We start from the raw sequence: 11,496 nt of genomic DNA on the forward strand, positions 1-11,496 counted from the left end.
CAATATACAATGCAACAACGCCAAACAAAGGGGAACTGGAAAAGAAAACTTCATGAAATAATTTATGAGGCAGACACCCCTATGGGAAAATGGTTTGACATCATTCTGTTTTTAATCATAATCCTTAGTATTGTTTTGGTAATGCTGGAAAGCATCAAATCTTTCGACAAACGGTACCACACATATCTAATTACGGCAGAATGGGCTATTACGGTATTCTTTTCCCTGGAATATATTGCCAGGATCATTTCAATAAAAAAACCGCAACGGTATATTTTCAGTTTTTATGGCATAATAGATTTTATCTCTACGATCCCACTGTATTTATCGCTGTTTTTTGGTGGTGCACATGTGTTGCTGGCCATTAGGGCGCTTAGGCTGTTAAGGGTATTCAGGATATTAAAATTAGTGCGCTTTATGGGCGAAGCCTCTCAACTCAAGGAAGCCATAAAATCGAGCCGCACCAAAATTGCCGTTTTTATTTACACGGTACTTATACTTTCGGTAATCATGGGCACCATTATGTACCTTATAGAAGGTGAAGAAGCTGGGTTTACAAGTATTCCAAGGAGTATTTATTGGACCATTGTTACACTTACCACCGTGGGCTATGGAGATATAGCCCCGGTAACGGATATCGGGCAGGTTATTGCCGCTATTATCATGATTCTCGGGTATGGAATAATTGCAGTTCCAACAGGTATTGTAACCGTTGAATTTGCCAAACAAGGAGGAAAAAAACAACACATAGACATCAATACACAGGTATGTCCACATTGCAATGCAGAACACCATAAAGACAATGCCACCTTTTGTTATAACTGCGGAAATATATTAAATGAACAATAAAAAGTACCTTATTACAGTTGTAGGGCCCACCGCCATTGGAAAAACTTCGCTGGCCATAAAACTCGCCAAGGAATATCATGCTGAAATCATATCGTCCGATTCTAGACAGTTTTACAAAGAAATGCGCATTGGTACCGCCGTGCCCGAAGAAGAAGAACTGGCAGAAGCAAAACACCATTTTATCCAGCACAAATCTATATTTGAAGATTATTCTGTAGGCGATTTTGAAAAAGAAGCCTCCAAAATGCTCCATAAACTTTTTACATCAAACAATTTTGTTATCATGGCCGGGGGAAGCGGTCTGTACAACGACGCTGTAATAAAGGGCCTCGACGACTTTCCGGACATAGACCCAAGCATAAGACAGCAATTAAACCAACAGTTAAAAAACGATGGCATTGAAGCATTGCAGGACCGGTTAAAATCTTTGGATCCCGATCATTTTAACAATATGGACGTTCAAAACCCGCACCGGTTGATCCGCGCACTGGAAATTTGTATGGGAACGGGAAAACCCTATTCTTCATTTTTAAATCAAAAAAAAGAACAGCGCAATTTCCAGACCATCAAAATTGGCTTGACCGCCGAACGGGAAACAATCTACAACCGCATCAACCAACGGGTGGACATCATGATGCAAAACGGCCTGCTGGAAGAAGCAAGGAAACTACATCAGTATAAAAACTTAAACGCCCTGCAAACGGTAGGCTACAAAGAATTGTTTGATTATTTCGACGGCAAATGGACACTGGATTTTGCAGTTTCAGAAATAAAAAAAAATACACGACGCTTTGCCAAAAGGCAACTAACTTGGTTGCGAAAAGACGAAGACATTCTTTGGTTTGACCATACCGCAAACCTATCTGATATCCTTCTAAAAGTCAATCAAAAAATAGAGGCTTAATATATCCTTTAAATAATTATCTTTAAGCTCATAAAATTGCTATATGAATTTATTTTTCAGAAAAATAATAGTAGACCGTGTACGTAAAAAGTATAAAAAGACCACGCATACCGAGCACGATAGTTTTAAGCAACAGGTAAAAGACCTTGAAGTTGAGATAAGCCATGAAATACACGATATTTTATACTTATTTATCGGGGTCTTGGCGGCTTCGTTTGGCTTAAAGGGGTTTTTATTGCCAAGTTCGTTTATAGACGGTGGCGTTACGGGTATTTCGTTAATCGTTAGCGAGCTTACCAGTTGGCCATTGTCCATTCTTATTTTTATCCTCAACCTTCCTTTTGTAATCCTTGCTTATATTGCCATTAATAAAAGGTTTGCCATCAATAGCATTATCGGCATTTTATTATTGGCCTTGGCGGTCCATTTTATCCCCTTCCCCACAATTACCAACGATAAAATTCTTATTGCGGCCTTTGGCGGTTTCTTTCTTGGGCTGGGCATTGGCATGGCCATACGCGGCGGGGCCATTATAGACGGTACCGAGGTGCTGGCCATATATATAAGTAGAAAATCGAGTTTAACCGTTGGAAATGTTATACTGCTTTTCAATATTGTTATTTTTATGACAGCCGCTTATATTTTTACCACCGAAATAGCGCTGTATGCCATTTTAACCTATTTTTCGGCTTCAAAAACGGTAGATTTTGTTATAGATGGCATCGAGGAGTTTATTGGCGTTACCATTATTTCCGAGAGGCACGACGCCATCCGTAAGGCCATTATCCATAAAATGGGACGTGGTTGCACTATTTATAAAGGAAAAAGGGGCTTTTCTGCCGATAACAGCCAACTAAAGGACATAGATGTGGTATATACGGTAATAACACGTTTGGAAATGTCTACCCTGAAAACCGAAATTGATAAAATAGACAAGAATGCCTTTATTATTATGAACTCGGTAAAGGACACCAAGGGCGGAATGATTAAAAAGAAACCATTGACTAAGATAAAATCGTGAGCCAAAAAGATGGCCTGAAAAACATTTTATTATAAAAGATTTTTTAAGCAGTCTCTTCCTTTTTTTCTTTATGAAGGGAAAACCATACCCCTGCACCCAAGGAAACCCCAATGACAGACAACGAAAGCCATTCGGGAATTTCTATATGATGGGAAAGGATCATTTTAATCCCCACAAAAGTCAATATTACCACGAGGCTGTATTTTAAGTACCCAAAACGTTCCAGCATATTTGCCAGAAAGAAATACATGGAACGCAGTCCTAAAATGGCCATTATATTGGAGCTGAACACCAAAAACGGATCGGAAGTAATGGCCAAAATAGCCGGAATACTGTCTAAAGCAAAAAGTATGTCGGTAAACTCAATAATAATTAGTGCTATAAAAAGCGGCGTAGCAACCAATAAATGCTTTTTTCTTGTAAAAAAGTGTTCGGAATCCATATGTGTGGTTACCGGAATAACCTTTCTTATAGCTTTGTATACAAAAGATTTTTTGGGGTCGTAAGCATCGTCGTCTTTTTCCAAAGCAAGCTTAATGGCCGTATAGATAAGGAATACGCCAAAAACGTAAATAATCCAATCGAATTTTTTAATAAGGTATACGCCAAACAAAATCATTAATGCCCTAAAGACAATAGCCCCGATAATTCCCCAGAACAATACGCGGTGCTGATAGATTTTAGGAATTTTAAACGAAGTAAATATTACGGCAATTACAAAGATATTGTCCACGCTCAAGGAAAGTTCTATTAAATATCCCGTAATATATTTTAAGGTAGCATTTGAAGGTGAAAGTTGGTCTACGTTGTCTATCCAACCATGTTTGAATATAAAAAACACCAATAAGGAGAAAAGCATGGCAATACTCACCCAAATGGCGGTCCACATAGATGCTTCTTTATTGGTTATTTCATGGGGGTTTTTGTTAAAAATCCCCAAATCGATTGCTAAAAAAATTACAATCAGTGTTATAAACGATATCCAAACAATCATAAAAAGTTAATTTCTAGTATACAGCAAATGGTCCAAAACCGTAAAGTCCACACCCAAATCGTCTTTCAATTGGTATTCAAGCATAAGCTCGCCCCAGTATTTTCCGTCGGAGAAGTCGGCAATAATCCATTTATGGTTCAATATTTTTATTTTATTAATTTTCATTGGGGCTCCGGACATTCCGTCATAAGGTACCAACGGATTGTTCCCTTTTTGCTCATTGGTCTCCAATAATTTATCGGCTATGTAGCGCGAAGGATTTTCTAGTTGTAAATGATCGTAATATGCCAATGCATCGTCGTTGTTTTCCAAAGAAAAATATTGAAGGTCAAGATTGTTCAATGTGAGCGTTTCAATAGAATCGTTTAAACGTACATTGCTTTCTTCAAGGTGTTCAATTTTTACGGTTTCTTTTTCAAAATATTTCTTGGCGCTTACATATTGATAAACAATATAGAGGACCGCAAAGAAAAAAAGGTACATAAAAATATTACGTTTCATAGTATATGGAGTGTTTTTTGGTGTTTTTTTAATTATTTACTCACTAAGTGAGATTTAAGATGCTCCGACGCTTGCGTCGAAATGTTATATATTTTAATGCCCCGTGTGCTTGCACCGGGGCTGTTTACTATTGTTTATCAAGCTTTATATTTCCAAGACTTGATTGTCGTAAGCAATATAAACGTTTTTTGGCAATTCTTTTTGTGCTTCTTCATGAAATCCCATCATGGGGCTTATGTGCGTAAGATATGCCTTTTTTGGTTTTACAAGCTCAATAAATTCCAAAGCTTCATCAATATTAAAATGCGAATGGTGCCTTTCTTTGCGCAGTGCATTTACCACAAGCACTTCCACGCCTTTTAGTTTTTCAATTTCTTCTGCATCTATGCTTTTAATATCTGTTAAATATGCAAATTTATCAAATCTATATCCAAAAACCTGCAATCTATTATGAAAAGCGTTTATTGGTATTACCTGAAGGTTCCCTATTGAAACGGGCTTATTGTTTACCACTTCATGCCCCCGTACGGCCGGCGCTCCCGGGTACCTGTCTTTGGTTGCAAAAATATAGTCGAATTTAATACGCAGGGAATCCAAAACACGGGAATGTGCATAAATCGGGATATCTCCTTGCCTAAAAAAGAAAGGGCGTATATCGTCCAGTCCCATAATATGGTCGGCGTGCTCGTGCGTGAATAAAATCCCGTCAATACGCTTTACGTTATTGGCGAGCATTTGTTGCCTAAAATCGGGGCCGCAATCTACAACATAACAATAATTGGCCCATTCTACCATAACAGAAACCCTTAAACGCTTGTCTTTTGGGTCTTTGCTTTTAGACACAGGGTCGTCACTTCCAATTATTGGAATTCCCTGCGATGTTCCGGTACCGAGGAAAGTTATCTTCAAAATCTCATTTTTCATCAAATTTATCACTTATATTCCGAATAGCTTCATGAAACTTTTTTAACTTTGCCATAAATATAAAACAGCTATGACATTAGTTTTAAAAGGGGATAAGAACTTTGAAAATGTTCCTTCGCTAAAAGCCAAAGCTTTACGCATAAATCTCAACGAAGATATTTACGGGACTTTTGCCGAGATTGGTGCGGGGCAAGAAACAGTTAGGCATTTTTTTAGGTCCGGTGGAGCTTCCGGAACTATTGCAAAAGCAATGAGTGCCTACGATAAAAACTTTAGCGATGCCATTTATGGAGTTGAAGATGATGGCCGATATGTTACCGAAGCCCGTTTAAAAAAAATGCTCTCGCATGAAATGATGCTCATGGAGCAGCGTATTCCCCGAAAGGACAATCCCAATAAGATATTCTTTTCGTATGCCAATACCGTTGCCACCATCGACTTTGCCAAAAAGTTTAAAGGGCATGGTTGGTTGGGCATTCGTTTTCAATTGGATCCCAATGAAGATTACAACGAAATTATTCTACACATCCGATTTAAACAAAACGAAGCCCGATTGCAACAGGAAACTTTGGGGATTGTTGGGGTAAACCTTATTTATGGAGCCTTTTACAAGCACCATAAACCAAAAAAATTATTGAAATACCTATACGACCATATAGACAACGATACCATTGAGATAGACACCATAAACTTTTCAGGGCCCCGCTTTGAAGAAGTAGACAACCGCTTAATGAGCTTGCAGCTTGTTAAAAACGGGATGACAGAAGCCGTAATGTTCGGGCCCGATGGAAACAATATCCTTCCGGCGGCCATTTTATACAAGAAAAACATTTTGGCGCTACGCGGAAGTTTCCGACCGGTTACCTCGGTAAATATGGACATGTACAAGAAATCTTATGAAATTTTTATACGTGAAAATAAAGTTGATGTCGATAATACCGTGGTAGTTTTTGAAATTACCCTATCCAATTTACGAGCCGAAGGCGAAATTGACGAAGAAGACTTCATGGACAGGGCACGCCTGCTATGTTCGCTTGGACAAACGGTAATGATTTCCAATTTCCAGGAATATTACAAATTGGTTGAATATTTCTCTGAATATTCCAAAGAACGCATGGCCCTTACCATGGGTGTAAATAATTTGGTAGATATCTTTGATGAAAAATATTACCGCCATTTAAGTGGTGGGATATTGGAAGCCTTCGGGAAACTTTTTTACAAAGATTTAAAAGTCTACCTATACCCAATGATAGACCAGGAAACCGGATTAACGGTTACCAGTAACAACCTAAAGGTTCACCCACGTATGAAGGAGCTCTACAAGTTCTTTAAGTACAATGGAAAAGTAGTTGATATTTTTGATTATGACGATTCCATTCTGGACATATTCTCGCGGGAAGTGCTTAAAAAGATTGCAACCGGTGAAAAAGGATGGGAAGAAATGCTTCCGAAAGGGATTGCAGAGCTCATCAAGGAAAAAGGCCTGTTTGATTACAAATCCAAACTAAAAGAAAAGCAAAAATAAAGGAATTTATAAAGTAACTTTTAATAAAAGTAAAGGCATGCAAAAGAGGTTAATATTGTTCCTCTTCTGTATGCCTTATTTTTTTAGTGAATGTATAGTTCTACTGGTTTCCTAAAATAATGGGCAGGCCTTTATCGCCACTGCCAATAACAATTACTTTAGAATTTTGCGACTCAGATAGTTTAATGGTAGCTTCAATGCCTTTGTCCTGAAGGATTTTGTCGGTTAACGATGTGCTTAAAATTTGATTGGCATCTGCTTTACCCTGTGCTTCAATCCGTTGCCTTTCGGCTTCTTTTTCTGCCTTTTCAATCCTAAATTCATATTCAAGCGATTCCTGTTCCTGCCTCAATTTGCGTTCAATGGCGTCTTTAATGGTAGGTGGCAAAGTAACGTCGCGTACTAAAATCTCATTCAATTGCACAAATTGGTCTTTTAAAATTTCTTTGGTCTCATCGTAAATTTCTTCCTGAATGGCATCCCTTTTGCTAGAATACAACTGTTCTGGCGTATACCTACCAACCACGCTTCTGGCGGCCGACCGTACTGCGGGTTGTAATACCCTTGCCACATAATCTACGCCCTTTTCTTGGTGCAAGGAACCTAGTTTGCTGTACAATGGCTGAAACCAAACAGAGGCATCCAGTTTAATTTCCAACCCGTTTGAAGACAGCACCTGCATTTTTTCAGATACTTCCTGTTGCCTTACCTCGTATACAAAAACCTTATTCCAAGGCGCCACCAAATGAAAACCTTCGGATAAAGGAGGCTCATCGGTTACCACACCGTTGCCAAAAGTTTCAAACAATACGCCTGCCTCTCCAGACTCAATCGTTACGGTAGATTTTGCAATAAAAATAATCAGGGCAATTGCAATAATTACAATAGGTATTCCAATTTTAGGTAATTTATCCATATAAAAAAGTAAAATTTAAAAATTATCCGTTGTTTATAAATCCGGGATAGAGGGTCATACCCCCATCCACAAATATAGTTGTTCCGTTTACGTATTCCGATTTATCTGACGCGAGCCAAACCACGACCTCGGCTACATCTTCGGGCTCCCCTAGCCTATTATAAGGAATTAATTTCAATAAATGCTCTTTTTTCTCCTTGTCTTTCCAAACATCTTCGTTTATCGGGGTTTTTATAGCCCCGGGAGCCACACTATTGACACGGATGAGCTTGTTGGCCGTTTCTTGAGACAAGGAGCGCATCAATTCTGTAAGTCCGCCTTTGGATGCCGAATAGTTTATATGCCCAGCCCACGGTATTTCCTGATGCACCGAACTCATAAAAATAATTTTTCCGGCAGATTTGCTTATGCCTTTTACCACACCCCTTTTTAAAAAATATTGTACCGCCTGCCTGGAACACAAAAAAGCACCGGTTAAATTGGTCCTAATAACCGTTTCCCAATCTTTTAATGTCATTTTTTCAATGGGGGCATCACGCTGTATCCCGGCATTGCTTACCAAAATATCCAAGTTTCCATAGGTTTCGTATACTTTATTGAACATTTTCAGTACGTCTTCTTCATTTCCAACATCGCCTTGAACTGGAAAGGCTTCCCCGCCTATTTCAGTAATTTTTTTTACAACATCATTGGCACCTTCTTCATCAGAATAATAATTCACGCCTACCTTTGCCCCTTCCTTGGCCAAATAATAAGCAACTGTTTTACCAATTCCCGAGCTGGCACCTGTTACCAAAGCCACTTGATCCTTTACTAATTTCATTGAATTTTATTTTAAATAAGTCCGCTGTATTTTCTTAAAAACCATTCAGAAGAAAAGGCAAGTATTATTATTGCCAACAGCCATTTCCAGTCTATTAAAGGTACAACATTTTCCATACTTTTTTGAACGGCCTGATAATTGCCCTTATCAAGCAATTCGTTTTTAAGTTTTTGAAAATCATTTAAATAAAATATTTTTCCGTTCGTATTATTGGCCAATGTATTTAACCTCTCGATATCCGGGTTTACAAACTGTTGTTCTACGTTAAAGTCCAAAATGGTAAAACTTCCCGATTTAGAAATGTTTGCCGATGGCACACGGACCGTAAAATTGTATGTGCCCGGCTGTAGCGTATTTAGGTTTGCTTGGTAGCTGTTGTTTCCATACAGCATGGAAAAGGTAGGTTTTTGATTAGTTTCCCGGTTTTCGGTAATAATTTCAATAGAAACGTCCGGGTCGAAAACATAATTTTCGTCAAAATAGGAAGCCGACAACAATACTTGGGAGTTTCCATAATAAAAAGATTCGGCCGCTACAGTTAAACGCTCCCTTTGTTTTTTAGAAGATAAAAACTGAATTAATTTCCCGAAATAGGCATCAAAAGCTTCTGTGTTTTGATTTGAAACATAGTTTGCCGCCCGCCATTTCCATATGCCCTCGCCCAAAAACAATGCCTTTTTTTGGTCTTGGTTTTCCATAACGGTCAACAATGGATAACTGGTAGGAACATTGCTTATTTTTTTGAACAACAATGTTTGGCCCGGGCTCATAAAGCTAATTTCGTCCAATGTGCTTTTTAATGGCGGAAAATCATCAAAACCAATGTCTTCTGTTTGAAATGTGTGAAAATTTTGATTATAAGCCGGTATTATTTCTTCGTCGCCCCTACCTTGAGCATTGTTAAACCCCAATTGTTGTCCATTTAAGAAATTCCAGTCGGTATCCATCCCGGTTATAATCCAGAAATTTGCCTTTCTATTGTTTAATTCCTGAAAAACAGGTTTGAACAATATGTTGGGTTGATATAAAACATACAGTTGGTAACTATTGTCCTGCGTGGCCTTAAAATTTCTAACATCTATAATATCTGCTTTTCGAAATTCGTTGCTTTCAATAGTCTTTTTTAACGCCCCAATATCGGGATGCAGCACATCGGTTACAATGGCAACGTTATTTTTTTTATCAATTACCTCCATGGCAAACAACTTTTGATTGTTTACCTTATTTTTTTCGTTGGTCAATGGTACAATAACTGCCTGCATGGTTTGTATCCCTATTGAATTGGCCAACAATTGGGTATTAATAACTTGTGAAGTATTGTTTTTATCAAAAGAAAGTTTTTTTGAAAACAATACCTGCTTTCCTTTAATTATTTTAAAAGTTGATACGATACTGTCTTTTCCTTCGTAATCAAGAAAGATTTCAACAGGAAATTTGTTCTTAAAATAAGCATATTTGTTAACGTTTAATTGCGCAATTTTTAAATCGCTATATGTGGTAGAATCTCCCACGACAATGGGATAAACAGGCGTTTTATAGTTATTGCCCAAATATTGATAATCGGCACCATAAGTCTGGTTTCCGTCTGAAAACAGCAATACTGCACCTTGGCGTTTTCTGTTTATGGAAGACAAGGTATTTAATGCCTTGGTAATATTGGTTTGTTTGCCGTTGAACGAAAGTTTATTTAGTGGCTCAATACCTGCATCAAAGACATAAGAACTTATTGAAAATTTATCGTTTAATTCTTTATCGTTTGCAATTTTTTCCCAAGTATTTTTTGCAACACTATCAAACCCTAATTCATGGATGGAAGCAGAATTATCCATTAATATGGACAAATTGGGTTTTTCGGTATAAAAGGTTTCTTTTTTGTATTTCGGACTGATTATTAAAAAGAGGATACAGAAAATCCCGAAGAACCTTAAAATTGCCAACCAAAGATATACACCTCCTTTTCTTGCTTCCTTTCCGTATTGAAAAAGAACCAGCAAAAAGGCTACAAGTACCGCAATTAAAATGAAAATAACTTGGTTAGCTCCCACCATGCATATGCTTTATAATGCTGAAAGTTTATAAAGTTATTTAATAAACAACCTTACAAACTTTCATGGCTATATTAAATTTATTTATCTATCTCGATAATCGAGGTTTGAATGCTCGGAAGCTTGCCTCGAAATCAAAATATTTTTCCTCCTAAAATGCCTCATGAGCCTACCACGAGGTAGTTTACTAAGTAAGCATTCCTCCGTCTACCTGAAGCACCTGCCCGGTGATGTAGGCAGACATATCCGAACCTAAAAATACACAAGCATTGGCAATGTCTTCAGGGTTTCCACCTCTTTTTAAAGGTATGGCATCTCTCCACCCCTGCACTACTTTTTCATCCAACGCACCTGTCATCTCGGTTTCAATAAATCCCGGTGCCACCACATTGCTTCTTATGTTCCTGGAGCCCAATTCTAAAGCCACAGATTTAGAAAAGCCTATAATTCCGGCCTTGGAAGCTGCATAGTTTGTCTGTCCGGCATTTCCTTTCACTCCTACTACAGAGCTCATATTGATAATCGACCCCTTACGTTGCTTCAACATAGTGCGTTGTACAGCTTTGGTCATGTTAAAAACCGATTTTAGGTTTACTTCTATTACTTTGTCAAAATCTTCTTCGGATATACGCATCAAGAGGTTGTCTTTTGTAATCCCGGCATTATTTACCAAAATATCGATAGCTCCAAATTCTTTTGTCACTTCATCTGCCAATTCCTGGGCGGCCGAGAAACTTGCAGCATCACTTTTGTATGCTTTTGCTTTTACTCCAAATGCAACAAGCTCTTTTTCCAATTCTTTAGCAGGCCATTCAGACGAGCTGTACGTAAAGGCCACATTGGCTCCTTGTTTTGCAAATTCCTGAGCAATGCCCTTACCAATACCGCGACTGGCTCCTGTAACAATAGCTGTTTTCCCTTCTAAAAGTTTCATTCGTTGTTTTTTGTTCGTTCTTAATATGCCTGTTTGGATGTTTTGGCAACATAATTTCCA

At 38.1% G+C, this 11,496-nt stretch carries 11 protein-coding genes; 4 read left to right on the forward strand and 7 right to left on the reverse strand.

Features of this window, described 5'->3' with window-relative positions; genetic code table 11:
- Window positions 1-9 precede the first annotated feature (9 nt).
- From PSF86_RS07350 to PSF86_RS07360, 3 genes are read left to right on the forward strand one after another with little or no spacing between them, the layout of a single operon-like run.
- Window positions 10-849: an ion transporter gene (locus PSF86_RS07350; protein WP_277899411.1), complete on the forward strand. Its 840-nt coding sequence runs from the start codon at window positions 10-12 to the stop codon at window positions 847-849.
- Window positions 839-1,753 (forward strand): tRNA (adenosine(37)-N6)-dimethylallyltransferase MiaA, encoded by a 915-nt coding sequence (gene miaA, locus PSF86_RS07355; protein WP_277899412.1) that lies wholly within the window; start codon window positions 839-841, stop codon window positions 1,751-1,753. The genes PSF86_RS07350 and miaA overlap by 11 nt, the downstream gene beginning before the upstream one ends.
- 43 nt (window positions 1,754-1,796) lie before the next feature.
- Window positions 1,797-2,774: a YitT family protein gene (locus tag PSF86_RS07360; RefSeq protein ID WP_277899413.1), complete on the forward strand. Its 978-nt coding sequence runs from the start codon at window positions 1,797-1,799 to the stop codon at window positions 2,772-2,774.
- 43 nt (window positions 2,775-2,817) lie between these two features.
- On the opposite strand, the gene PSF86_RS07365 is transcribed toward PSF86_RS07360, so the two are convergent.
- From PSF86_RS07365 to PSF86_RS07375, 3 genes are all read right to left on the reverse strand, one after another.
- The gene (locus PSF86_RS07365; RefSeq protein WP_277899414.1) at window positions 2,818-3,768 is read right to left on the reverse strand and encodes a TerC family protein; all 951 of its coding nucleotides are present in this window, start codon (window positions 3,766-3,768) and stop codon (window positions 2,818-2,820) included.
- A 6-nt stretch (window positions 3,769-3,774) separates the two neighbouring features.
- Window positions 3,775-4,269 (reverse strand): hydrolase, encoded by a 495-nt coding sequence (locus tag PSF86_RS07370; RefSeq protein ID WP_277899415.1) that lies wholly within the window; start codon window positions 4,267-4,269, stop codon window positions 3,775-3,777.
- A 144-nt stretch (window positions 4,270-4,413) separates the two neighbouring features.
- Entirely contained in the window at window positions 4,414-5,178 is a 765-nt protein-coding gene (locus tag PSF86_RS07375) for an MBL fold metallo-hydrolase (protein ID WP_277899416.1), read from the reverse strand.
- A gap of 85 nt (window positions 5,179-5,263) precedes the next feature.
- Between PSF86_RS07375 and PSF86_RS07380 the strand changes: the two genes are divergently transcribed.
- Window positions 5,264-6,718: a TonB-dependent receptor gene (locus tag PSF86_RS07380; protein ID WP_277899417.1), complete on the forward strand. Its 1,455-nt coding sequence runs from the start codon at window positions 5,264-5,266 to the stop codon at window positions 6,716-6,718.
- A gap of 100 nt (window positions 6,719-6,818) precedes the next feature.
- Here PSF86_RS07380 and PSF86_RS07385 read toward each other — a convergent pair whose 3' ends face one another.
- The 4 genes from PSF86_RS07385 to fabG (PSF86_RS07400) all read right to left on the reverse strand — a co-directional run bounded on the left by PSF86_RS07385 (window position 6,819) and on the right by fabG (PSF86_RS07400) (window position 11,436).
- On the reverse strand, window positions 6,819-7,634 hold the full coding sequence (locus tag PSF86_RS07385) for a prohibitin family protein (protein WP_277899418.1): 816 nt from the start codon (window positions 7,632-7,634) through the stop codon (window positions 6,819-6,821).
- Window positions 7,635-7,656: 22 nt separating this feature from the next.
- The gene (gene fabG, locus PSF86_RS07390) at window positions 7,657-8,457 is read right to left on the reverse strand and encodes a 3-oxoacyl-ACP reductase FabG (RefSeq protein WP_277899419.1); all 801 of its coding nucleotides are present in this window, start codon (window positions 8,455-8,457) and stop codon (window positions 7,657-7,659) included.
- Between the two features lie 11 nt (window positions 8,458-8,468).
- Window positions 8,469-10,505, reverse strand: a complete 2,037-nt coding sequence (locus PSF86_RS07395; RefSeq protein WP_277899420.1) for a VWA domain-containing protein — start codon at window positions 10,503-10,505, stop codon at window positions 8,469-8,471.
- 184 nt (window positions 10,506-10,689) lie between these two features.
- Entirely contained in the window at window positions 10,690-11,436 is a 747-nt protein-coding gene (gene fabG, locus PSF86_RS07400) for a 3-oxoacyl-[acyl-carrier-protein] reductase (RefSeq protein ID WP_277899421.1), read from the reverse strand.
- Window positions 11,437-11,496: the final 60 nt, after the last annotated feature.

Source organism: Galbibacter pacificus, assembly GCF_029603165.1.
In the GTDB taxonomy this organism is placed as follows: domain Bacteria; phylum Bacteroidota; class Bacteroidia; order Flavobacteriales; family Flavobacteriaceae; genus Galbibacter; species Galbibacter pacificus.

Bases quoted from the DNA above. Each gene is read 5' to 3' on its own strand.
- PSF86_RS07350 (WP_277899411.1), top strand. From the start codon at position 10: ATGCAACAACGCCAAACAAAGGGGAACTGGAAAAGAAAACTTCATGAA.
- miaA (WP_277899412.1), top strand. From the start codon at position 839: ATGAACAATAAAAAGTACCTTATTACAGTTGTAGGGCCCACCGCCATT.
- PSF86_RS07360 (WP_277899413.1), top strand. From the start codon at position 1,797: ATGAATTTATTTTTCAGAAAAATAATAGTAGACCGTGTACGTAAAAAG.
- PSF86_RS07365 (WP_277899414.1), bottom strand. From the start codon at position 3,768: ATGATTGTTTGGATATCGTTTATAACACTGATTGTAATTTTTTTAGCA.
- PSF86_RS07370 (WP_277899415.1), bottom strand. From the start codon at position 4,269: ATGAAACGTAATATTTTTATGTACCTTTTTTTCTTTGCGGTCCTCTAT.
- PSF86_RS07380 (WP_277899417.1), top strand. From the start codon at position 5,264: ATGACATTAGTTTTAAAAGGGGATAAGAACTTTGAAAATGTTCCTTCG.
- PSF86_RS07385 (WP_277899418.1), bottom strand. From the start codon at position 7,634: ATGGATAAATTACCTAAAATTGGAATACCTATTGTAATTATTGCAATT.
- fabG (WP_277899419.1), bottom strand. From the start codon at position 8,457: ATGAAATTAGTAAAGGATCAAGTGGCTTTGGTAACAGGTGCCAGCTCG.
- PSF86_RS07395 (WP_277899420.1), bottom strand. From the start codon at position 10,505: ATGGTGGGAGCTAACCAAGTTATTTTCATTTTAATTGCGGTACTTGTA.
- fabG (WP_277899421.1), bottom strand. From the start codon at position 11,436: ATGAAACTTTTAGAAGGGAAAACAGCTATTGTTACAGGAGCCAGTCGC.